Source organism: Blastomonas ursincola, assembly GCF_013607875.1.
In the GTDB taxonomy this organism is placed as follows: domain Bacteria; phylum Pseudomonadota; class Alphaproteobacteria; order Sphingomonadales; family Sphingomonadaceae; genus Blastomonas; species Blastomonas ursincola.
Genome location: NZ_VDES01000001.1, coordinates 405,014 through 427,316, shown reverse-complemented (window position 1 = coordinate 427,316; position 22,303 = coordinate 405,014). Strand labels below are relative to the sequence as shown.

Sequence of the window (22,303 nt, the reverse complement as noted above, 5' to 3'; positions counted from 1 at the left end):
CCCCAGGACGATGGGCGGACTTGCTTCCTACTGGCGAAAGGACAGTTACCAGTAGAAATTCGGGATCACGCGGACGACGGTGCCGGTCCGGGTGTTGACCAGCAGCATGTCGTTATAGTGCCGCACCCAGGTCTGACGCACGCCGGGGTTCGGCAGGCGATAGTTGCGGTAGTTGTTCACGACAAAGCGTTGGCCATAATAGTTCGGCGCGATGCGGACGCCCGGGCGGAACTGCTGATAGCGGAAGTTCGACCGGAAGGCGGGGCCGCGAAACGCCGCGCGGTTGCTGGCGCGATAGTCGCGATAGTCGCGCAGGTCCTCGCGATATTCGCGGCGGGCATCGCGCACGTCGCGACGCTGGTCGCGCAGATCGCGCTGTTCCTCGCGGACATCGCGACGGTCGCCATAGCGGCGGGCTTCCTGCACGTCGCGGCGATCGCGGCGCAGTTCACGCTGTTCCTGGCGCAGTTCACGTTCGGAACGGATGACCTCGCCACGCGACTGGGCAAAGGCGGGGGCGGTTGCGACCGGCAGCGTGGTGGCCAGCATCAGGGTCCCGATCAGGGCTTTCGAAAGGGTCTTCATCTTGTCTACTCCTGTCATGGCCTGAGCAGAGGGGGGCTGCTCTGGACATGTTCAGGAATACGCGCCCCTGGCTGAACGGGTTGCGAATGTGCCGCTCATTTTCGCGTCATCTTGTCGCAAGTTGTAACGTGCCAGCCGGCTCCACCCATTCCAATCGGCCCGAGCTGTAGAAGCCTGACGCAATGTTCTCGCAATTTACATCGTCATTCCCGCGAAAGCGGGAATCCCGCTTTCTGCATCGCGCCCAATTGAAGCGGGACCCCCGCGTTCGCGGGGGTGACGAGTGAAGGAAAACCAGGCGAAGCGAATATGCGGGGCCTTCGACAGGCTCAGGCTGAGCGGAGGTTGTAAGCTGTGGGTGTGCTCAGTCCCCCGGCTTGCCCTTCGGCAGCAGATCCGCCGGGTCGTTCGCCACGATGCTCAGCACCGTCGCCCAGGCTGCGACATTCTGTTGCAATTTTTTCGGGTCGATCTTGTCGAGCGTGTCGTCGGGCGTGTGGTGCAGGTCGAAATAGTCGGTGCCGTCCTGCTGCAAGTCGATGGCGTTGACGCCCAGCGCCACGGTCGGGCCGACATCGGGGCCACCGCCTGCGACATCGTTGCTGCGCCCGATGCCGAGCGGCGCGAGCGCGTTGGCGATGCGGGTCTTGAGGTCATCGGTGCCTTGCGGCAGCTTGAAATCGACCTGCCAGATGCGGTCCGCGCCGAAATCCGATTCCATCGCGAGCACATGGTCCGCCGCGCCATGCGCCTTGGCATAGGCGATGCCGCCGAACAGCCCGACCTCTTCCGCGCCGAACCACACGACGCGGATGGTGCGCTTAGGGGTCCCTGCGTCCATGATCAGCTTGGCCGCCGCCGCAGTAATCGCGACGCCAGCGCCGTCATCGATCGCGCCGGTGCCCAGATCCCAGCTGTCGAGATGCCCGCCGACCAGGATCACGCCCGCTTGCGGATCGCTGCCCGGCACCTCGGCGATGACATTGCCCGATTGGGTGGTGCCGATCTGGCGCGGGGTGAGCACCAGCTTCATCTTCACCGCCTCGCCCTTTCGGGCAGCGCGTGCGATGATGCGCTCCAGATTCTCGGCGTCGGGGATCGAGATCGCTGCCGAAGGGATGGGCACGCCGCGCTCGCCGAAATTCGTTCCGCCGGTATGCGGATTGCGATGATAATCGGTGCCGACCGAACGGATGACGATCGCGGCAGCGCCCTTTTCCGAGGCCAGCGAGGGGCCGATGCGCCGCACGCCGCCGAACTGGCCATAGCTGGCGCCGTTCTGCGTCCGCGTCATCTTGTGGCTAACGAACGCGATCTTGCCCTTCAGGCTGCCCGCGGGCGCGGCCTGGAGATCGGCGAGCGTGCGGAAATAGACGACTTCCGCCTCCAGCCCCTTGTCGCCGGTGCTGGCCGAATTGCCGAGCGCGGTGATGTGCATCTTTGCAGGGTAGGGCGCGGTCACCTCGGCGCTTTCCTCGCCACGCACCCAGGTCTTCATGTCGAAAGGTTCGATGCGCACGTTGGAAAAGCCCATGGCCTTGAGCCGCTCGACTGCCCAGGCGCGCGCCGCCGCCTCGCGCTCCGTCCCGGCAAGGCGCGGGCCGATCTCGGTCGTCAGATCCTCGACGATGGAATAAGCGGTGCCGTCGCCGAGCGCCTTTTGCTGGATCGCGGCGGGATCGTGCTGGGCTGCGAGAGGGAAGGGAAGGGCGAGGGCGGCCAGGGCCAGCAGGGTGCGTTTCGTCATGGCCGGATGGCTTAACCACACGTTCCGGCTTTGCCAATGCCGACTTGCCGCAAAGCCCGGTCACCGCTAAGGCGCGGGGCAAATCCACCTATCCGCATAAGGGCGTTCTTCCGCATGGCTGCTCAATATTCCTTCGTGATGAAGGGTCTGACCAAGACCTTTCCCGGCGCGAACAAGCCGGTGCTCAACGGCATCCACCTGCAATTCTATCCCGATGCCAAGATCGGCATTGTCGGCCCCAACGGATCGGGCAAGTCGACGCTGATGAAGGTGATGGCCGGGATCGATAAGGATTTCACCGGCGAAGCCTGGCCGGGCGAGGGCATCACCGTCGGCTATCTGGCGCAGGAGCCCGAGCTCGACCCCAACAAGACCGTCAAGCAGAACGTGATGGACGGCGTGCGCCCCGTCGCCGATCTGGTCGAGCGCTTCGACGAGATCAGCGCGCTGATGGCCGATCCGCCCGAGGACGCCGATTTCGACGCGCTGATGGAGGAAATGGGCACGCTGCAGGAAAAGATCGACGCGGTCGATGGCTGGACGCTAGACAACCAGCTGGAAATCGCGATGGAGGCCTTGCGCTGCCCGCCGGGCGATGCCGATGTCACCAACCTGTCGGGCGGTGAGCGCCGCCGCGTCGCGCTCTGCCGCCTGCTGCTCGAAAAGCCCAGCATCCTGCTGCTCGACGAACCGACCAACCACTTGGACGCCGAAAGCGTCGCCTGGCTGGAAAAGCATCTGGTCGACTATCCGGGCAACGTCATCCTCGTCACCCACGACCGCTATTTCCTCGACAATGTGGTGAACTGGATCCTCGAGCTCGATCGCGGCAAGTATTTTGTCTACGAGGGCAATTACTCGACCTATCTCGACAAGAAGGCCAAGCGCCTCGAGCAGGAAGCGCGCGAGGACGAGGGCCGCCAGAAGGCGATCCAGGACGAGCTGGCGTGGATCCGGCAGAGCCCCAAGGCGCGCCAGACCAAGTCCAAGGCGCGTATCAAGGCGTTCGACGAGCTGGTCGAGGCGCAGGAAAACCGCGCCCCCGGCAAGGCTCAGATCGTCATTCAGACCCCCGAGCGCCTGGGCGGCAAGGTGATCGAGGCGCACGGCCTGACCAAGGCCTATGGCGACAAGCTGTTGTTCGAGGACCTGTCGTTCACGCTGCCGCCGGGCGGCATCGTCGGCGTTATCGGGCCGAACGGTGCGGGCAAGTCGACGCTGTTCAAGCTCATCACCGGCAAGGAACAGCCCGATAGCGGCACCATCGCGATCGGCGATACAGTCAAGCTCGGCTATGTCGACCAGAGCCGCGACGATCTCGACCCCAACAAGAACGTCTGGGAAGAGGTCTCGGACGGGCTCGATTTCTTCAAGCTTGGCAAGCACGACGTGCCCACCCGCGCCTATGTCGGCGCGTTCAATTTCAAGGGCCAGGACCAGCAGAAGAAGGTCGGCCAGCTTTCGGGCGGTGAACGCAACCGCGTCCACATGGCCAAGATGCTGAAAGAGGGCGGCAACGTTCTGCTGCTCGACGAACCGACCAACGATCTCGACGTCGAAACGCTGCGCGCGCTCGAAGAGGCGCTGGAAAGCTTCGCCGGTTGCGCCGTGGTCATCAGCCACGACCGCTTCTTCCTCGACCGCCTGTGCACGCACATCCTGGCGTTCGAAGGCAACAGCCATGTCGAATGGTTCGAGGGCAATTTCGAAAGCTACGAGGAAGACAAGCGCCGCCGTCTTGGCGACGAGGCGGATCGCCCAACGCGGATGAGCTACAAGAAGCTGACGCGTTAGGATTTTTCAGGATTTCTCGTTTTTTCAAGAAATTCATTACTTTTAGCGTAAGCCTTGTTTGGCTGTGGGATCCGGCTGTAATTGACATTTAGGAATCTGTTCGGCACCTTGGTAGGCGGCAGTTTGCAGGGGAGGTCGAGTTGAAAAAGGCTACAGTGATCAATTTCAAAGGTGGCGTGAGCAAGACAACCCTGTCATTTCATTTGGCCTGTTTTTTATCTAGGGATGCGCGCGTCCTTCTCATTGATGTCGATCATCAGTCAAGTCTATCGATAGTCACACTAGGTGCGCAGCTTTGGCAAGCTCAGGTGGATGGTGGGAACACCGTAAATCGAGTTTTTGAATCGTTCACGAACAGGCGTATTCCCATGCCTGGATCGGAAATCATTATTCGTAACGCGTTGCATTCTAGGGATTCGCGATATAATCTTTTCCCAAATCTTGATTTCGTTGCCGCACAATTTGAGCTAGATGATACTGAAATAGATTTAGCGTCAACTAGTTTTGGGCAGGCAAGTCAATCCGATTGGGAGAAGAGAACTTTACTTGCCAGTTGGTTGGATAATATTAATGCTCAGGCTATGTATGATTACGTGATTTTTGACTGTCCGCCGGCGACAAAGATCGTTAGCCAGAATGCGCTGTCGTGCAGCCATTGCTATTTGGTTCCGGTAATTCCAGACGAGTTGTCAAGCCGCGGGGTGACGCACTTTGCAGGGCTGGTCACAAGAAAAATTGATGAACGGCTGGCGTATTTGCGTAACGATGCCCGAATCCCTGACAATCATGTGCCGTCTAATTATGAAGCCACTACTGGAATGGCTGCTATTGTGCCCTCGCTAGTGAAATCGGCTGGAAGAGCAGAGTCGGGAATGACTAATATCCATACGGAGCAACTCGCGACTTTGCGCCGTCGCTGGCAGGGCTCCGTGCTGGAAACGATAGGAAAGCACTATATAGGTGTGCCTGAGGCGATGAACGCTGGCTGGCCGATCTGGAACTATGCTGGGCAAAATGCTAAGTCTGGGGTGAAACGGATGATGACGGGCATATGCAACGAACTCAAGCAACGAATCGACGCGATCTGAAGCGGTCTGGCGGCAGCCTTAAGACGGCTGTGGATGTTATTAAGGCCTATCGAAAATCTTTGAGCGTGGTAGGCGCGCGAAGGGAGATCATTGACAGCCTAGACGGTGCTTTGGCGATTTTGGAATCGCAGGCGGCTAAAGGAGCTATTTCTGCCGTCTTTGGTAGCAAGGTGATCGCAAGCCGGGACGCCCCGGATGATAAGGACATCGCAACGCTTCCGGAGCCGGAAATTGAAGCTATGATCAATGACGAAGATGTTACCCGTAGAACTCTTGAAAGGATAGCCATCGAGCGCTTTGCGGTGCCTAAAGGATCGATGCGAAGCTATCCTAACATCATGCTTTTGAAAGAAAAGCTCAGAACTCTCATGCAAAACGACGTTGCGCACCAAGCGATTTCCGAAATCAGTAAGAGGGTCAGCTAGGGATTTGGCCCGCATCCCTCCATACTTTCTGCCGATTAACGTTGCGAATTGATTGAAGACTCACCCGTTAGGGCCCGAATTCGTAAATTCGAAGGTTTGCACAGTTTTGATCGTGCAAGGCCTTGATTTCGCAACGATGGAGCGCGCCATGCACCAACAAAAAGCCGCGCGAACCATTCGGCTCGCGCGGCTTTTTAGAACTCTTGGCCAGAGCAGATCAGGCGTCGAAATCGCCGCCCATGCTGCTGGTGCGCGCCGGGGCCGAGGCCGTCAGGCGCAGCGCTTCGGCCGACAGGCTCAGCGAGCCGATTTCGTCGGCATCGTCGTCGTCGTCGACCTGGACCTTCTGCATCGACTGGGTCAGGCTTTCCTTGAGATCTTCCGGCAGGATCGTCTCGTCGGCGATCTCGCGCAGCGCGACGACGGGGTTCTTGTCGCGGTCGCGGTCGATGGTCAGTTCGGCACCGCCGCTGATCTCGCGCGCGCGCTGCGCGGCGAGCAGAACCAGGTCGAACCGGTTGGTGACCTTGTCGATGCAATCTTCAACGGTAACGCGCGCCATGAACGGGCTCCAGACTCTATGCGAATATGAGGGAAAGGCGGCCCCTAGCGGCTAAGGGCCGCAGAGTCAATGATAGGTGGGTGCCTGAGCGCCTTCGCCGCCCGCTTTCCAGCCCCAGAACAGGTAGCAGGGGGGCACGTTCCAGCCCTCGAAGCCGCGATCTACCCGGTCGAAATAGGGGCGGATCAGCTGGTTGGTGAAGCGGGTGAACTGATAGACCAGGAACGCGCCGCCGGGGCGCAGCGCGCGATACGTCCCTTGCGCGATCGCATCGGCAACGCCGTCGGGCAGGGTCGAAAGCGGCAGGCCCGAAAGCACGTAATCGGCATGGTCGAACCCGTGCGCGGCGATGATGGCCTCGACATCCGCCGCCGATCCGTGGACCGCGACGAAGCGGCTGTCGGGAATGGTCTTGCGCAGATAGCGGATGAAATCGGGGTTGGTATCGATCGCGATATAGGTCGCGTTGCGGGGCAGGCGATCGAGCACCGCGCGGCAGAAGGTGCCGACACCGGGGCCGTATTCCACGAACAGCTGCACGTTCTGCCAGTCCACCGGGCCCAGCATCTTGCGGATGGTGCGGTCGGACGAGGGCACGATCGATCCGACCATGCGCGGGTGCTTGAAGAATTCCCTGGCAAACACGCCCCAGGCCCCGAAAACCCGCTCCGCGCGCGCTTTTAGCCGCTGCCGCAAGGGCAGCTCGGCCAGGTCCGTAGAATGCATGAAAAACCCCTCGAATGGCTGTCAACGAGCAGTTACAATTGCAGATTCCAGAGGGTTAAGCAATCATGTGTGTCAGTGTTGCATAGCAGTACTTTGCAAGCGGGCCCCGAGCGCCTAGACCAGCGCGCATGAGCGGAAAAGCGGATTCCCGGATTCATGCCAACGGCGCGATCGCCGTGATCTTTGCTGCGCAGCATAGCGGCCGCGATGCCGAGGGCTATGGCGTCATGGCCGATGCGATGGATGCGCTCGCCGCGCGCCAGCCGGGCTATCTGGGCATGGACCATGGCGGCGTGCAAGGCGGATTCGGCATCACCGTGAGCTACTGGGCGGACGATGCGAGCGCGAAGGCCTGGCGCGACAATCCCGAGCATCGCGCCGCGCGCGAGGCGGGGCGGGATCGCTGGTACGATCATTACACGCTGCATGTGGCGAGGATCGAGCGGGGCTATGCCTGGCCATGAACGTGCACCAGCCCCCCGAACCGGCGCTCGAAGCCACGCAGAAGCTGCCTGCCGACCGCATGGCGCTGCTGTTCACCGTCATGCTGGTGACCGCGGCGGGCAATACCGCGATGCAATCGGTCATGCCCGCGATCGGCACGCGGCTGGGCGTCGCCGATTTCTGGGTGAGCCTGGCCTATAGCTGGTCGGCCTTGCTGTGGATGGTGTGCGCGCCGCGCTGGGCGCGCATGTCCGACCGGCGTGGGCGCAAGGCGTTGATGAACCTGGGGCTGCTCGGCTTCATATCCTCGTTCGCGCTGTGCGGGCTGACGCTGATCGCCGGGTTGCACGGCTATCTCTCGGCGCTTGCGACCATGCTCATCTTCGCGCTGTTCCGCAGCCTTTATGGTGGGCTGGGCTCGGCCGGTCCCCCGGCTGTCCAGGCCTATGTCGCCGCACGCACCAGCCGGGCGGAGCGCACCCAGGCGCTGTCGATGATCTCCTCCTCGTTTGGGCTCGGCACGGTGATTGGCCCCGCACTCGCGCCGCTGATCATCCTGCCTTATCTCGGCCTGCCCAGCCCGTTCTTCGTCTTCGCCGCGTTTGGCCTGCTGGTGCTGGTGACGCTCAAGCTGCGGCTGCCCGACGATACGCCGAGCTATGCCGCGCGCGGGCGGCTGGTGTCCGAGCCGATGAGCTCGGGGTCCGCAGGCGAGGTCTATGACGCCGACGAGCATGATGCCGAGCCCGAGCCGGTCGCTCCCGTGGTCGAACGCCTGTCGTGGCGCGATGCGCGGCTGCGGCCCTGGCTGATCGCGGGGCTGGTCGGTGGCCATGCCAATGCGATGATCCTGGGTCTGGTCGGCTTCATGCTGCTCGACCGGCTCGATCTGCGCGCGACGCCCGAGCTGGCGGCTGGCCCGACCGGTCTGGTGCTGATGGCGGGCGCGTTCGCGACGCTGCTCGCGCAATGGGGGCTGATCCCGTATCTCAAGATGGGTCCGCGCACCTCGACGCTCTGGGGCATGGCGCTGGCTGCCAGCGGGTGCACGATGGTCGCCTTTTCGGAAAGCCTCAATGCCATCACCCTGGGCTTTGCCATTGCCTCGCTGGGATTTGGCCTTTTTCGCCCGGGCTTTACCGCCGGTTCCTCGCTGGCGGTGACAAGGGCGGAGCAGGGGCAGGTGGCGGGCATCGTCGCCTCGGTCAACGGCGCAGCCTATATCATCGCGCCTGCGATCGGCGTGTGGCTGTACAATATCGCGCCGCTCGAATCGTTCGCGATCATCATCGGGCTGTGCGTGTTCGTACTGGTCTGGGGGCGCACGGCGCTGCAGGCGGACGAGGTGCTGGTGCGGCCGAACTAGAGCCCGCGCCAGATCTTCAAGGGCGTATCGCCACGCGGCTGGCGGACATGCGCCGGGCAGGCGCGCGGGCGATAATCCATCCCCAGGCACAGCCGCACTTCCTGCAGCCAGCCGCGGCCGTTCGCCTTGAACGCGATGGCGGTTGCCGGCATGCCCGGGTTGAGCCTCGCGATCTCGCGCTTCAGCATCCCCTGGGTCAGCGGCCGGCGCGACAGCCGCTCCATATCGGGCAAATTGATTGCCTGATACAGCTTTCGCGCGGTCTGGAAATAGCGTGCGGGATCGCGCGCCATGCAGCTGCCGTGCTTGTCCCACTGGTGCTGGATCAGCCGCTGCGACGGCATGATGCATAGGTTCTGCCGGACCACCGACAGCGGCACCGGTGACGGAGGCGTGGCGCAATATTGCGGATAGGCGGCGGTTTTGCCTTCTGGCCAAAGCCCGTGCAGAACGAAGCCGAATTCGCCGAAGCGGCGGCTGCATTGCAGCGTCTGCGCCCGGTCGTCCTGCCGTCCTCGGCAGAATTCGGGCGACCAGCTCAGCGCCAGGGTATAGCCTGCGACCGGGACCACGCGCTTCACCGCATCGCGCCCCCGCTTGTCCTGCGGCAGCGGCGAGAGCTTTTCCGGCATGCGGCACTGATAGGCCTGGGCAAGCACCGATGCCGGTGCAAGGGCCAGCATGGTCGCGATCAGGGCCGCCGCGCCGCGCATCAGGCCGCCTTGAAATCGAGCCCGATATCGGCGGCGGGCGCGGACTGGGTGATGCGGCCGACCGAGATATAATCGACGCCGGTTTCGGCGATGGCACGGATCGTCTCCAGCGTCACCCCGCCCGAGGCCTCGCACGGCACGCGCCCGCCGACCAGGGTCACCGCGCCGCGCAATGTGGCGGGGGACATGTTATCGAGCAGCAGATGCGTGGCACCGGCAGCCAGCGCGGGTTCGATCTGCTCGACATGGTCGACTTCAACGATGATCTGGCCGATGCCCGCAGCCACCGCACGGCGCACGGCTTCGCCGATATCGCCAGCAACCGCGACATGATTGTCCTTGATCATCGCCGCGTCCCACAGGCCCATGCGGTGGTTCTTCGCGCCTCCCATCCGGGTCGCGTATTTCTCGAGCAGGCGCAGACCCGGAATGGTCTTGCGGGTATCGAGCAGCACTGCGCCGGTCCCCGCGATCGCATCGACATAGGCCCGCGTCAGCGTCGCGATGCCGCTCAGATGCTGGACGGTGTTAAGCGCCGAACGTTCGGCGGTGAGCAGTGCGCGTGCCTTGCCCGAAACGCTGAGGAGGTCAGTGCCCGCTGGCACCGCATCGCCTTCACCGACCAGCCGCTCGACCGAGCAATCGGGGTCGAGCGCGCGGAAAAACGCCTCGGCGATCGGCAGGCCTGCAACCACTATCGGGTGCCGTGCGTCCATCACGCCGTCGAACCGCGCCTCGGCAGGGATCACGCTTTCCGACGTCACGTCACGGGAAGCGGGGCCAAGGTCTTCGGCCAAGGTTGCAGAAACGAACCGTCCCATATCGAAGTCGTTGATCGAAAAGACCATCCCGCTAAATCCCCTGGCTGATACCGCGCGCTGCGGATGGGACGGAGCACCGTCCATCCTTGCTCGGACCCGCATTAGGACAAGCCTGGGACTGCTGCCAGAATGAAGTTGATGCCGCCTCATCGATCGGACAGCCCCGGGCCATGGTGGCCGCCGCGCAGTGCGGCATTAGCAGCACTCATCTTTTGTGTTTCGACCTTCTGCGTTTCCGCCTTTCGGGCCTCGCTCAATCCCGACGAGGTGTTCGATCTCTACAATCCCAAGCGAATCGTGCTGATTGTCGCTGGCGCACTTGTCTTCTGGCTGTCGATTCACGGGCGGGCCGGAGCGCGGCCGGGTCTGAAGATGCTGCGACGCATGGCGCTGGTCGGCCTGCCGGGGCTGGTGGTCCTGTTCGTCCTGGCCATGGCCATGGATATCTGGGTGCTACACGACACGGCCAATATGGCCGCGTGGAATCTGCGCTGGATATTGCTTTGGAGCGGGTATTTCGGCACCGGCCTCGCCGCCTGGCTGGCGCTGCGCTACGGTATGGCGCTGGCCGAGGCTGAGCAGCGGGCCGCGATGGATCACGGGGCAGGCGCAAGGCGAACGGATGCGCCCGACCACGGCTTCTGGGTCAAGACCGGGCGGCAGGCGATTCACATCGCGCAATCCGAGGTCGAATGGATCGAGGCGGAAGGCAATTATGTCCGCATCCATGCGCAGGGCGGACATAGTGGGCTCGTTCGCTCCACTTTGGCGGCAATCGAATCGCAGCTGATTGCCGAGGATTTCGTCCGCATCCATCGGTCGGCACTGTGTCGGCGATCGGCCATCAAGGGCTATCGGCGCAAGCCGAGCGGAGCCTTGCTGGCATTGCTCGCCAGCGGAGCCGAAGCCCCGATGGGACGGCGCTTTGCACGCCATCTGACCGACGAGCTGAGACCGTTTCCGGGCGATCCAGCCCTGGCGGATGATACCGTATCACCGCACGAAGGTGAGATCCGGGCGGCCTGACGTTCGTCACAAATGCAGGATGTCTGTGTCACTCGGCTTGGGACACAGGCTGGCACCGCGCAAGGCGGAACGATGTTGGAATTGCTCGAACGTCCCGCCGCGACACCTGCACGCGGCACCCAGGATGATGTGATGAATCGTGCCGCTTTGTGGATCGTCGATGCGCTAGCCGAAGAGCTGGCCCGCGACATGACGCAGGATCGCAGGATGCTGGTTCAGGCACTGCTGCGTCGCGCCGGCTATGAGCAGGCGGATAATCTGGTGCCGGGGGACGCCGAGGCTGTTCGTGCCGCACTGGTCGCGCGGCTCGCGGGGCGGCTGGCGCAGGGCTGAACGATCCCTGCACCAGCCGTCTTTCCCGATTACCGGGCGATGCGATGCTCGCCCTTGACCCAGCGCACGGTGCCGCTGGCCGAGCGCATCACCACGGTTTCGGTGGTCATGATGCCGTCGCGGCGACGCTTGACGCCCTGCAGCAGCGAACCATCGGTCACGCCGGTCGCAGCGAAGATGCAGTCGCCCTTGGCAAGATCGGTCAGGTCATAGACCGCATTCAGGTCTTCGATACCCCATTTGCGCGCGCGGGCACGCTCGTCGTCGTTGCGGAACAGCAGCCGGCCCTTGAACTGGCCGCCGACGCAACGCAGCGCGGCAGCCGCCAGCACGCCCTCGGGCGCCCCGCCAGAGCCCATATACAGGTCGATGGTGGTTTCAGGGTTGGTGGTGGCGATCACCCCGGCAACGTCACCATCGGGGATCAGCATGATGCCGCAGTCGAGCCCACGCAGTTCGGCGATCAGATCGGCATGGCGCGGACGGTCGAGCACGCAGACGATGATTTCACCCGGCTTGACGCCCTTGGCGGCGGCAACCGCCTGGACGTTCTCGGTCGGGCTCTTGTTGAGATCGATCACGCCTTCGGGATAGCCCGGGCCGACCGCGATCTTGTCCATGTACACATCGGGTGCGTTGAGCAGGCAGCCGTTCTCGGCAATCGCCAGCACGGCCAGCGCATTGGGACCGGCCTTGGCGGTGATGGTGGTGCCTTCCAGCGGATCGAGTGCGATGTCGATGCGCGGAGCGCCTTCATTGCCCAGGCCCACCTTTTCGCCGATATACAGCATCGGCGCCTCGTCACGCTCGCCTTCGCCGATAACCACGGTGCCGTCGATGTCCAGCCCGTTGAGCGCCGCGCGCATTGCTTCCACCGCCGCTGCGTCCGCCGCCTTTTCGTCACCGCGGCCGATCAGGTTCGATGCGGCGATCGCGGCCGCCTCGGTCACGCGGACCATTTCGAGCACGAGCACGCGGTCGAGCTGCGGGGTTTGTGAGGGGGGCGTCGCTTTCAGGCTTGCGCTGGACATGGCAGGCGGGTCATCCTTCTTTTGTGGGGCACCAGTTGCGTTCCAGGCCTGGTGCGTTGCGCCCGGTCCATAAGGGAGCATTATTGCATTGTCGAGAATGCTGTTGGTGGCCGCCGCGCTCGCCATTTCGGGGGTTTTTGCGCCAGTGGCGCTCGCGCAGGAGGCGCAGGACGACACGCGTCTGCCCGAGCCGGAGAAGCGCGAGCCAGATCCGGTCGAAGCCAAGGTGAAGCAGCTGATTCGCAAGGCCGACGAGTGGACCGGCAAGGAAGAGCGCGCCAAGCGCTGCGCACCCAGCGCTGCCGGCAAGGATATCGTGGTCTGCGGCGAGGCGGATGCCGGGGCGAAATTCCGCGTTCCGGCCGATACCGAGGGACGTCTCGCTACCGGTGGTCCGCCGCCCGCGCCCGATGTCGCGGGTGATGGCATCTTCAAGGGCAAGGCGACGATGGGGCTTGGCTGCATCGTTCCGCCCTGTCCGCCGCCCAAGGCTTACATGATCGACTTTTCCAAGCTTCCGGAGGTCGACGAGGAATATCTGCAAAAGGCGCGCGAAGCCGAGGCGGCCGAGAAGGCGCGCGATCCCGAACAGAGCGAGGGGCAGTGATCGACATTCCAATAATCGAGACCAAGCGGTTGCGCCTCCGCGCGCCGGTGATGGCGGATTTCGAAGCCTATGCCACAATGTGGGCCGACGAGCGTGTCACCGCCTATATCGGGGGCAAGCCACGCACCCGCAACGAGAGCTGGACGCGCTTCATCGGCATGCACGGGTTGTGGGCGCTCTGCGGCTATGGCTATTGGCTGTTCACGGACCGGCAGACCGACTTGCTGGTGGGGGTAGGGGGGCTCGCCAATTTCGAGCGCGGTATCGATCTGCTGATCGGTTATCCCGAGGCCGGCTGGGCGATCGCGCCGGACCATTGGGGCAAAGGCCTGGTGAGCGAGGCCATGACCGCGGTGATGGCCTGGAACGACAGCGCGCTGGGCGGCGGCGAGGTGCGCTGCATCATCGAGCCCGGCCACGGCGCCTCCGAGCATGTTGCAGCGAAGCTGGGCTTCGCGGCCATCGGCGATGCGCCGCTCGGGGACGTGACGGTGAACGTGTACGCGCGGGCAGGTAATCGGTAAGCCTTCCCCCTTGATGGGGGAGGGTTGGGTGGGGGTGATGTCTCCAGATCGAGCTTAGGGATGCCGGTGTTAAATTGCCGCACCGCCACCCCCACCGCTGCGACATAGGCAGCAAGCTGCCAAGTCTCCACTGCCTCCCCCATCAAGGGGGAGGGTAAATCAGCGCCTTAATGCGCGCCCTTGCCCTTGACCGCGTTGTAGATCGCCGCAATCACGCCGCCGATCACCAGGCCGACAATGCCCGCCCCGATCGCACCGACCAGCCATTCGACCAGGCCGCCGACCGCTGGGACCGCTTCGCCCGCCGCGACAGCGATGTCGTGGATCAGATGCTCGGGTCCGGCGACGCCGAACACCGCAAGCCCGTGGATGATGATCTGTCCGCCGACCCAGACCATCGCGGCCGTGCCGATGATGCCGAGCGCCGACATCACGATCGGCATGGCCTTGACCAGCCCACGGCCAAAGCCTTGCGCGGCGGCGGAGGGCTTTTTCGCGAGGTGCAGGCCGAAATCGTCCATCTTCACGATTAGGCCGACCGCCCCATAGACTGCAGCGGTGATCAGCAGGCCGACCACCGCGAGCACGCCCGCCTGCATCGCGATCGACCGGTCGGCGACCTCTGCGAGCGCGATCGCCATGATCTCGGCAGACAGGATCAAGTCGGTGCGCACTGCGCCCTTCACGCGCTCGTTTTCCAGCGCGAACATGTCCTGCACCTGCTCGACCACCTCGGCGGTATCCTGCTTGTGGCTGAGCTTGTGGATGATCTTTTCCGCGCCCTCGAAGCACAGGAACGCGCCGCCCGCCATCAGGATCGGGGTGATTGCCCAAGGCAGAAAAGCGCTCAATATCAGCCCGATGGGCAGCAATATGACGAACTTGTTGAACAACGACCCCTTGGCGATGCGCCAGATGACCGGAAGCTCGCGATCGGGAGTGAAGTCGGTGACATATTGCGGCGTGACCGCCGCGTCGTCGACCACTACGCCCGCGGCCTTGGTGCCGGCCTTGGCCGCCGCTGCGCCGACATCGTCGATCGATACGGCAGCAAGACGGGTCAGCGCGGCGACATCGTCAAGCAGCGCGGCAAGGCCTGAAGGCATCGGTCAGTCTCCGAGAATGTGCACGACCAGCGGATCGGCGTGCAAGCTGGGTGAACCCTTGAGCGCAGACAAGGTTGCCGCAACCGCGCTTTCGGGGCCTTCATGCGTCACCATGGCGACGAGCACGCTGCCATCGGGACTGCGGCCCTTCTGGATCAGGCTTTCGATCGAGACGCCCGCATCGCGCATCGCGGCGGTGATCTCGGCGAGCACGCCGGGCCGGTCGGCGACCTCGAAGCGAAGATAGCATTTGCCGGTGCGGTGCCCGGTTTCGGCGCGCGCAACCTTGTCGAGCTCGCGCACCGGCATCGAAAAGGCGGGGCCGATCTCGCCGCGCGCGATGTCGATCAGGTCGGCAACGACCGCGCTCGCGGTCGGACCATCGCCCGCGCCCGCGCCCTGGAACAGCAGGCGCCCGGAGAAATTGCCCTCGGCGACCACGGCATTGGTCGACCCTTCGACATGCGCCAGCGGATGGTGCATCGGCACCAGATAGGGGTGGACGCGCTGGAACAGCTGCGCATCGCCATTATGCCCGTCGAGCTCGGCCATGCCGATCAGGCGGATGCGATAGCCGAGCGCGGCGGCCTGGGCGATGTCGGCGGACAGAATCTTGCGGATGCCGCTGCGTTCGATGCCGTCGAAATCGAGCTCGGTGCCGAACGCCAGCGCAGCGAGAATCGACAGCTTGTGCGCGGCATCGACGCCATCGATGTCGAAGCTGGGATCGGCCTCTGCAAAGCCGCGCGCCTGCGCTTCGGCGAGCACCTCGGCGAAATCCTGCCCGGTCCTTTCCATGGCCGAGAGGATGAAATTGCACGTCCCGTTCAAGATGCCATAGACGCGGCTCAGACGGTTGGCCGCCGCACCTTCGCGCAGGCCCTTGATCACCGGGATTCCGCCTGCGACCGCAGCTTCGTACTTGAAGGCGAGTCCGGCCTTTTCGGCGCGCTCGGCTAGGTCCAGCCCGTGATGCGCGACCATCGCCTTGTTCGCGGTGACGAAGGCCTTGCCGCCACTCAGGCATTCCTTGGCGAGCGTCAGGGCAGGGCCATCCGCGCCGCCGATCAGCTCGACCACCACGTCGATATCCCCGCGGGTGGCAAATTCGCCCATGTCGTCGACCCATTCATAGGGCGAAAGGTCGACGCCGCGATCCTTGGCGCGGTCGCGCGCAGTGATGCCGCAGATACGGATCGGCTTGCCCGCACGCCGCGCGATCAGCGCCGCGTTCTCTTCGACCAGACGGATGACGCCCGCGCCCACGGTACCCAGCCCGACCAGCGCGATGTTCAGCGTTTCCCCCATTTTCGGTCCTTCAGCGAAAGTTCATCCGATTGCGTCCTTAGCGTGTGCAACGGCAAAGGGAAGAGGGCGCAGCGGGTTGTTCGCGCCGCCTTGCCGCCCTATAGGCCGCCCGGGGCCGGATGATCGCATAAAGGGTAGTTCATGACATCGCCGACAATCGTGATCCTCGCCGGCAAGCGCGACGGCAAGCTCGACCCGCTGGCCGAGGCCGCCGGAGTCACGCACAAGTGCAACGTGCCGATCCAGGGCAAGGCGCTGCTGCAATGGGTGCTGGAAGGCGTGGAAGACGCCTGGCCGGACAGTCCGATCTGGGTGTCGATCCATGATCCGGCAGTGGTCGCCGACCTGCCTGCAGTGCAGAAGCTCACGGCCAGCGGAAGGCTGCGCATGAGCGTGTCGCGCGAAGGCATTGTCGAGAGCATCGAAGCGGTCATCGAGGAAGCGGGGAGCCCGTTCCCGATGCTGATCACCACTGGCGACAATGTGCTGGTGACAGCAGAGGAAATCCGCTCGATCCACGATTTCGGCATGCGCGAGGGCGCGGGCGCGGTCATCGCGATCGCCGAAAAGTCGAGCATCCTCGCCGAACATCCCGAAGCGCAGCGGCGGTTCTACGAATTCAGCGACATGGCGATCTCGAACTGCAACGCCTATTGGCTGCGCGATGCCGCCTCGTTCCGCGCGGCCGAGGCGTTTCGCGCCGGGGGGCAGTTTATCAAGACCAAGGGGCGGATCGCGCAGGCGTTCGGCATCCTCAACCTCATCCGCTTCCGTCTCGGCTGGTGGAGCGTCGATGGCGCAATGGCCGCCATCTCGCGCCGCTTCAAGGTCAAGGTCCGCGCGCTGCTGCTGACCGAAGGCGCCTATGCGGTCGATGTCGACAACGAGCGGACCTACAAGATCGCCGAGATGCTGCTGGCGAAGCGCAAGCCGGCTTAGGTCTCCAAAGTTCACCGTCATTCCCGCGAAAGCGGGAATCCCGCTCGAGCGCGGGCGATGGAGAGGAAGCGGGACCCCCGCCTTCGCGGGGGTGCCGGTTCAGGACGAACCGAAGGGGATCAATCCCTGTCCGGACGCAGGCTTGTCCCGGCGCGGTCGCCGCGGAGCGATTCCCACCAGCTGAGCGGGTTCCAGCTGGTGCTACCGTCGAGCGAGAAGGTGACGATTTCCGCGCGGCCGCCGATATTCTCGAGCGGCACCGCGCCGCCCAGGCCTAGCTCCTCCAGGCTCGCACGGCTGTCCGCGCTGCGGTCGCGATTGTCGCCCATCAGGAAGACATGGCCCGCAGGCACCTTGTAGGGGCCGTAATTGTCGAGCGGATAATCGGGGCCGAGATCGATCGTGTTGTACGACACGCCGTTGGGCAAAGTCTCCCGGATGATCGGCAGCTCGCAATAATAGCGGCCATCGGCTCCACGCGCCTTGAGCATCGGGAAATCGCTGGCGTTGCAGGGCGAGTTCACGTCGACGGGCAGCATCAGGTTCGGCTGCACCGCGCGCGGGATCTGCTTGCCGTTCAGGATGACGCGGCCCTGGCGCACCTCGATAGTGTCGCCGGGGCGGCCGATGACGCGCTTGATATAGTCGCTCTGTGCGCCCGGCGGGGTGGCGATGACGATGTCGCCATATTCGGGCGTCGATCCCATGATCCGCCCCTTCATTGGCGGGAGGAGGTGGAACGAGACCGAGACCCAGGACCAGCCATAGGGATATTTGGTCACCACCAGCCGGTCGCCGACCAGCAGATTGGGCATCATCGACATGGTGGGGATGTAGAAGGGCTTGGCGACCAGCGAATGGAAGGCCAGCACCGCAAGCAGCAGCAGGGCCAGCCCCCGAATCTCCTCGAACCAGTTGACCGGCTTGTCGGTCTCGGACGCGCGCGCGTCCTTGGCCTCGATTGCCACATCGGAAGATTCTGGTGCCATTTCGGGGTCTTTCGGGTCCGGACGGGGCGAGGGGCTGTCAGTCAACGGGCCGCGCCTCGATAATGACGAAGGCCTGAGCCCATGGATGATCGTCGGTGAGCGTGAGATGAATGAAGGCGGAATGGCCCTGAGGGATCATGCTGTCCAGCCGTGCCTTCGCGCCCCCGGTGAGATGCAGTGTCGGCGCGCCGGAAGGGGCATTGACGACGCCGATATCCTTCATGAACACGCCAGCCTTGAACCCTGTTCCCACCGCTTTCGAAAAAGCCTCCTTGGCGGCAAAGCGCTTGGCCAGCGTTCCCGCCTTGGTGAACGGACGGCGGTTGGCCTTGGCCTGCTCCACGTCGGTGAACACGCGCTTTTCGAACCGCGCGCCGAAGCGGTCGAGCGAGGCCTGGATCCGCTCGATATTGCACAGGTCGGAGCCGAGGCCGATGATCACCGCGCCTCGTCCATCAATTGCCGCATCTTGCGGATGCTGGCTTCGAGACCGTCGAAGATCGCCTCGCCGATCAGATAATGGCCGATGTTCAATTCCGCGAGCTGCGGGATGGCCGCGATCGGCTGGACGTTCTCGAAGGTGAGGCCGTGCCCCGCGTGCGGTTCGATGCCGTTCTTGGCGGCGAGCGCGGCGGCATCGGCGATACGCTTCAGTTCTTTCTCCACTCCGGCCTGGTCCTCGTCGAGCCACAGATGGGCGTATCGCCCGGTATGTAGCTCTACCACCGGCGCACCGAGCCGCATCGCCGCTTCGATCTGCCGCGCTTCGGGTTCGATGAACAGGCTGACGCGGATTCCCGCCTCGCTCAGCCGCCCGACGATCGGCATCAGAGTGTTGTGCAGCCCGGCCGCATCGAGCCCGCCCTCGGTGGTGCGCTCTTCGCGCTTTTCGGGCACGATGCAGGCGGCGTGTGGCTTGTGGCGCAGCGCGATGGCAAGCATCTCCTCGGTCGCCGCCATCTCGAGATTGATGGGCAGAGTCGCGCCCGCCATGATCGCGTCGAGGTCGCTGTCGCGGATATGCCGCCGGTCCTCGCGCAGGTGCACGGTGATACCGTCGCCGCCGGCCTCTTGCACGATGCGCACCGCGCGCATCGGATCGGGATGGTCGCCGCCGCGCGCGTTTCGGATGGTGGCGACGTGATCGATATTCACGCCCAGGCGGATATGGTTGGTCATTGCGGGGCTCCGGTGGCGCACAGGGCGGCGCGCATCACATCATGCGTGATGCCCGCCTGCTGCCAGATTTCGCCAAAAGCCGCTTCGGCCTCGGCGCGGTTCGATGTCATGATGATCACCATGTCCTGATCGGGCAGGATGATGTTGCGTAAGGCCACGCCGCCGATGAAGCCGCGGCGCTCGACGATGCGCACCGGCGTGTCGCCGCAATCCTTGAGTGGTACGGCGAACGACCATTGGCCGAGCGCGGCATAGCCATATTGCGGCTTGCCGTCCCACATCTGCGCGCGCTGTGCCTCGGGGATGAGCTTTCCGGTCATCAGCGCGCGGTCGAAGGCGAAGAGGTCGCGTGTCGTGCCGTAGAGCGCGCCTGCGCCGCCGAAATTCTCGAGCCGGAAAGCTGTCGATTCGGGTTTGCCGTCGCCAAAGCCGGGCATGCTGGGCTCGGAGCGCGGGAACAGGCCGACGCTCCCGAGGCCGAGCGGCTTCGCGATGCGTTCCTCGATCAGCGCAGCATAGGGCTTGCCGCTGGTCGCCTCGACCACGGCGGCCATCATAATGAAGTCGCAGTCGCCGTAGAAGAACTCGTCGGCAGGCTTGCGCGTCGTCGGTCCCTCGCACCAGGCACGGCCGGTTTCGGGACTGTCGAGATCGACCATGTAGAAGGTCGACCAGTCGTCGCGCCCGACCGGGCCTTCCTCGGTGCGCGGCAGGCCGGATATGTGCTGCATCAGCATCCGCGAGGTGATGGTTGCGGCATTGGGCGCCTTGCTGTCGGGAAGATAAGTGATGATCGGTGCGTCCAGATCGAGCCGGCCCGCAGCGGCCTCCTGCATCGCGATGGTTGCGGTGACCTGCTTGGTCACCGATGCCCAGCGCCAGACCTTGCCGAGCTGGTGCTCGGCAGTTCCGGCCGGATCGACCAGGCCGAAGGCGCGCTCGTACACAACCGTGTCCCCACGCGCGATCAGCACCGTGCCAGGGGCCTTGACCGGATCGAGCGCGGCGTTGACGGCGGCCTGATCGACGGCAGGCGAGGGCGCGTCCGCGCCGAGCAGCAGCGCGGCGAGCGGAGCGAGGCTCACGCCGATCATGCCGCTTCGGGTTCCTTTCGGCTGCCGGGTTTCATTGCGGGCACGGATGCCAGCTCGGGCGGCAGCGAGTCGGCGGGGTAGCTCGGAAAGTTGAGCGAAATCAGCGGGAAGAAAGGCACGCCTAGCGAGACTTCTCCGGCGGAACGATCGACCAATGCGCCAGCAGCAATGACTTCGCCCCCCGCCGCGTTGACGGCTGCGATCGCCTCGCGCGAGGAAAGCCCTGTCGTCACCACGTCTTCCATCAGCAGCACCTTCTGCCCCGGCTTGATCGCGAATCCGCGGCGCAGCTCGAACGTGCCGGTGGGGCGTTCGACGAACATCGCTTCGACGCCGAGCGCGCGGCCCATTTCATGCCCTATTATAAGGCCACCCATGGCGGGCGAGACGACGAGGTCGATCTGCGCGCGGACATCGCGAGGCATGCGGGCCGCAAGTGCGCTCGCCAGGCGCGAGGCGCGCATCGGGTCCATCAGCACGCGCGCGCATTGCAGATAGTGCGCGCTGTGCAAGCCCGACGAGAGAATGAAATGCCCCTCCAGCAAAGCCTGGCTCGCGCGGAACTCGGCGAGAATTTCTTCATCCTGCATCGCGATTTACCCTTTACGTAGCGTCGCCGGGGGAGGGGGGCTGGCAAGCTGAACCGGCGATTAAAAAATATCCCTAGATTGGCTTGAGACTGGCGGCAAGCCTGCGTATAGGCAGCCATAGCTTTGACGCAAAACACGGCAGTGATCCGGCACAACGGGACGTGGACGGATGCCCTGCCCATACAGGGACAGTCTACGAATGGCGTTCGCATCTTGGACGAAATCTTTTGGTTTCGCAGCCCTTGTTCTCGTGTCCGCGCCCACGGCGCTGGCGCAAACTCCGCCCGCACCGCCGGTCACCGCTCCCGCTCCCAGCGCACAAGCCGCGCCCGCCGTTGCTGCTCCGGCCGCAACCGCGCCCGCTGCTGCACCTGAAGCTGCGCCCGCCGATGCGGCGGCCGCACCGGCGCTCGATTCGAGCTACACGCCGATGGCGCCCACCGCCGGCAAGGGCATGCCCGTCGACAAGGGCATCGATTTCCAGGACCAGTATTCCGAGCTGGGAGAATATGCGCACTGGCTCGACACGTCGGTGCTGCTGCCGATTATCGTCGCGATCTCGCTGCTGGTGCTCGCGCTGCTCGTCTGGATCATCGTGCGCTATCGCGCCGCCGCCAATCCGGTGGCGTCGAAGGTCACGCACAACACCGCGATCGAAGTCATCTGGACGCTCGTTCCGGTGCTGATCCTGGTCGGTGTTGCGGTCCCGTCGATCGACCTGCTCGCCAAGCAGTACAAGCCGGCTCCCGCCGATGCCGTCACCGTCAAGGTCACCGGCTATCAGTGGTACTGGGGTTACAGCTATCCCGACAATGGCGATTTCGAAGTTGTTTCGAACATGCTGGATGAAGCCGAAGCCGCCAAGCGCGGTGAGCCGCACCAGCTTGCGGTCGACAACCGCATGGTCGTTCCCGCCGGCGAGCCGATCCGCATCATCACCACCGCGTCGGACGTGATCCACAGCTTCGCGGTGCCGTCGCTCTGGTTCAAGATGGATGCGGTTCCCGGTCGTTCGAACGAGAAGATGCTGACCATCAAGGAGCCGGGCGTCTATTACGGCCAGTGTTCGGAACTGTGCGGCGCGCGTCACGGCTTCATGCCGATCGCCGTCGAAGCGCTCCCGCGCGCCAAGTTCGACGCATGGGTCCGTTCGCAGGGTGGCACCGTCAAGGGTGACGAAGTCGCCGCCGCTGCTGCTCCGGCCGCCGCTCCCGCCGCTGCGCCTGCAGCCGCCACCACCACTTCCGCAGCGCAGGGCGCGGCCGCAGCCGCCGCCGCTCCGGCTGCCGCTCAGTAAGGACAGGGC

Annotated in this window: 25 protein-coding genes; 11 read left to right on the top strand and 14 right to left on the bottom strand. The window is 64.1% G+C overall.

The window, feature by feature from the left end; all coding sequences use genetic code 11:
• Positions 1-45 precede the first annotated feature (45 nt).
• Positions 46-585: an RcnB family protein gene (locus tag FG486_RS02030; protein ID WP_181266246.1), complete on the bottom strand. Its 540-nt coding sequence runs from the start codon at positions 583-585 to the stop codon at positions 46-48.
• A 364-nt stretch (positions 586-949) separates the two neighbouring features.
• Positions 950-2,332: a M20/M25/M40 family metallo-hydrolase gene (locus FG486_RS02025; protein WP_181266245.1), complete on the bottom strand. Its 1,383-nt coding sequence runs from the start codon at positions 2,330-2,332 to the stop codon at positions 950-952.
• A 114-nt stretch (positions 2,333-2,446) separates the two neighbouring features.
• On the opposite strand from FG486_RS02025, the gene ettA reads away from it, so the two are divergent.
• From ettA to FG486_RS02010, 3 genes are all read left to right on the top strand, one after another.
• Positions 2,447-4,126: an energy-dependent translational throttle protein EttA gene (ettA, locus tag FG486_RS02020; RefSeq protein WP_060977817.1), complete on the top strand. Its 1,680-nt coding sequence runs from the start codon at positions 2,447-2,449 to the stop codon at positions 4,124-4,126.
• 140 nt (positions 4,127-4,266) lie between these two features.
• Positions 4,267-5,214, top strand: coding sequence for a ParA family protein (locus FG486_RS02015; RefSeq protein WP_181266244.1), 948 nt, complete (start codon positions 4,267-4,269; stop codon positions 5,212-5,214).
• Entirely contained in the window at positions 5,178-5,639 is a 462-nt protein-coding gene (locus FG486_RS02010) for a hypothetical protein (RefSeq protein WP_181266243.1), read from the top strand. The genes FG486_RS02015 and FG486_RS02010 overlap by 37 nt, the downstream gene beginning before the upstream one ends.
• 217 nt (positions 5,640-5,856) lie before the next feature.
• On the opposite strand, the gene rpoZ is transcribed toward FG486_RS02010, so the two are convergent.
• Both rpoZ and FG486_RS02000 read right to left on the bottom strand, forming a co-directional pair.
• On the bottom strand, positions 5,857-6,201 hold the full coding sequence (gene rpoZ / locus FG486_RS02005; protein WP_023837137.1) for a DNA-directed RNA polymerase subunit omega: 345 nt from the start codon (positions 6,199-6,201) through the stop codon (positions 5,857-5,859).
• A 66-nt stretch (positions 6,202-6,267) separates the two neighbouring features.
• Positions 6,268-6,927, bottom strand: coding sequence for a class I SAM-dependent methyltransferase (locus tag FG486_RS02000; RefSeq protein WP_066283842.1), 660 nt, complete (start codon positions 6,925-6,927; stop codon positions 6,268-6,270).
• 128 nt (positions 6,928-7,055) lie between these two features.
• Between FG486_RS02000 and FG486_RS01995 the strand changes: the two genes are divergently transcribed.
• Positions 7,056-7,391: an antibiotic biosynthesis monooxygenase family protein gene (locus tag FG486_RS01995; protein ID WP_066283845.1), complete on the top strand. Its 336-nt coding sequence runs from the start codon at positions 7,056-7,058 to the stop codon at positions 7,389-7,391.
• Positions 7,388-8,737, top strand: a complete 1,350-nt coding sequence (locus FG486_RS01990) for an MFS transporter (protein ID WP_181266242.1) — start codon at positions 7,388-7,390, stop codon at positions 8,735-8,737. Before FG486_RS01995 ends, FG486_RS01990 begins: the two co-directional genes overlap by 4 nt.
• Here FG486_RS01990 and FG486_RS01985 read toward each other — a convergent pair.
• A complete protein-coding gene (locus tag FG486_RS01985) occupies positions 8,734-9,450 on the bottom strand; it encodes a ribonuclease T2 family protein (RefSeq protein ID WP_181266241.1) in 717 nt (238 codons plus the stop codon). The two genes, FG486_RS01990 and FG486_RS01985, sit on opposite strands and share 4 nt — an antisense overlap.
• Positions 9,450-10,298, bottom strand: coding sequence for a carboxylating nicotinate-nucleotide diphosphorylase (gene nadC, locus FG486_RS01980; RefSeq protein WP_181266240.1), 849 nt, complete (start codon positions 10,296-10,298; stop codon positions 9,450-9,452). The genes FG486_RS01985 and nadC overlap by 1 nt, the downstream gene beginning before the upstream one ends.
• A 111-nt stretch (positions 10,299-10,409) precedes the next feature.
• Here nadC and FG486_RS01975 point away from each other — a divergent pair, with 111 nt between their 5' ends.
• Positions 10,410-11,297: a LytR/AlgR family response regulator transcription factor gene (locus FG486_RS01975; RefSeq protein WP_181266239.1), complete on the top strand. Its 888-nt coding sequence runs from the start codon at positions 10,410-10,412 to the stop codon at positions 11,295-11,297.
• 72 nt (positions 11,298-11,369) lie between these two features.
• Positions 11,370-11,630: a hypothetical protein gene (locus tag FG486_RS01970; protein ID WP_066283863.1), complete on the top strand. Its 261-nt coding sequence runs from the start codon at positions 11,370-11,372 to the stop codon at positions 11,628-11,630.
• 29 nt (positions 11,631-11,659) lie between these two features.
• Here the strand turns inward: FG486_RS01970 and glpX are convergent, their stop codons facing one another.
• Positions 11,660-12,661, bottom strand: a complete 1,002-nt coding sequence (gene glpX / locus FG486_RS01965; RefSeq protein WP_181266238.1) for a class II fructose-bisphosphatase — start codon at positions 12,659-12,661, stop codon at positions 11,660-11,662.
• 97 nt (positions 12,662-12,758) lie between these two features.
• Between glpX and FG486_RS01960 the strand changes: the two genes are divergently transcribed.
• Together FG486_RS01960 and FG486_RS01955 are read left to right on the top strand one after the other, a co-directional pair.
• Positions 12,759-13,268: a hypothetical protein gene (locus tag FG486_RS01960; protein WP_066283870.1), complete on the top strand. Its 510-nt coding sequence runs from the start codon at positions 12,759-12,761 to the stop codon at positions 13,266-13,268.
• Positions 13,265-13,792: a GNAT family N-acetyltransferase gene (locus FG486_RS01955; RefSeq protein ID WP_181266237.1), complete on the top strand. Its 528-nt coding sequence runs from the start codon at positions 13,265-13,267 to the stop codon at positions 13,790-13,792. Before FG486_RS01960 ends, FG486_RS01955 begins: the two co-directional genes overlap by 4 nt.
• A gap of 167 nt (positions 13,793-13,959) precedes the next feature.
• Here FG486_RS01955 and FG486_RS01950 read toward each other — a convergent pair whose 3' ends face one another.
• The gene (locus FG486_RS01950) at positions 13,960-14,898 is read right to left on the bottom strand and encodes a DUF808 domain-containing protein (RefSeq protein WP_181266236.1); all 939 of its coding nucleotides are present in this window, start codon (positions 14,896-14,898) and stop codon (positions 13,960-13,962) included.
• Positions 14,899-14,901: 3 nt separating this feature from the next.
• Complete coding sequence (locus tag FG486_RS01945) at positions 14,902-16,206, bottom strand: homoserine dehydrogenase (RefSeq protein WP_181266235.1); 1,305 nt, start codon at positions 16,204-16,206, stop codon at positions 14,902-14,904.
• Positions 16,207-16,347: 141 nt separating this feature from the next.
• Between FG486_RS01945 and FG486_RS01940 the strand changes: the two genes are divergently transcribed.
• Positions 16,348-17,145, top strand: a complete 798-nt coding sequence (locus FG486_RS01940; RefSeq protein WP_181266234.1) for an NTP transferase domain-containing protein — start codon at positions 16,348-16,350, stop codon at positions 17,143-17,145.
• Between the two features lie 119 nt (positions 17,146-17,264).
• On the opposite strand, the gene lepB is transcribed toward FG486_RS01940, so the two are convergent.
• From lepB to pyrE, 5 genes are read right to left on the bottom strand one after another with little or no spacing between them, the layout of a single operon-like run.
• A complete protein-coding gene (gene lepB, locus FG486_RS01935; RefSeq protein WP_181266233.1) occupies positions 17,265-18,134 on the bottom strand; it encodes a signal peptidase I in 870 nt (289 codons plus the stop codon).
• Positions 18,135-18,171: 37 nt separating this feature from the next.
• Positions 18,172-18,576: a holo-ACP synthase gene (acpS, locus tag FG486_RS01930; protein WP_181266232.1), complete on the bottom strand. Its 405-nt coding sequence runs from the start codon at positions 18,574-18,576 to the stop codon at positions 18,172-18,174.
• Positions 18,573-19,313 (bottom strand): pyridoxine 5'-phosphate synthase, encoded by a 741-nt coding sequence (locus FG486_RS01925; protein WP_181266231.1) that lies wholly within the window; start codon positions 19,311-19,313, stop codon positions 18,573-18,575. Before FG486_RS01925 ends, acpS begins: the two co-directional genes overlap by 4 nt.
• Positions 19,310-20,407: a serine hydrolase domain-containing protein gene (locus tag FG486_RS01920; protein WP_181266230.1), complete on the bottom strand. Its 1,098-nt coding sequence runs from the start codon at positions 20,405-20,407 to the stop codon at positions 19,310-19,312. The genes FG486_RS01925 and FG486_RS01920 overlap by 4 nt, the downstream gene beginning before the upstream one ends.
• Positions 20,404-20,997, bottom strand: coding sequence for an orotate phosphoribosyltransferase (pyrE, locus tag FG486_RS01915; protein ID WP_066283896.1), 594 nt, complete (start codon positions 20,995-20,997; stop codon positions 20,404-20,406). Before pyrE ends, FG486_RS01920 begins: the two co-directional genes overlap by 4 nt.
• Positions 20,998-21,196: 199 nt before the next feature.
• Here pyrE and coxB point away from each other — a divergent pair, with 199 nt between their 5' ends.
• Positions 21,197-22,294: a cytochrome c oxidase subunit II gene (gene coxB / locus FG486_RS01910; RefSeq protein ID WP_181266229.1), complete on the top strand. Its 1,098-nt coding sequence runs from the start codon at positions 21,197-21,199 to the stop codon at positions 22,292-22,294.
• Positions 22,295-22,303: the final 9 nt, after the last annotated feature.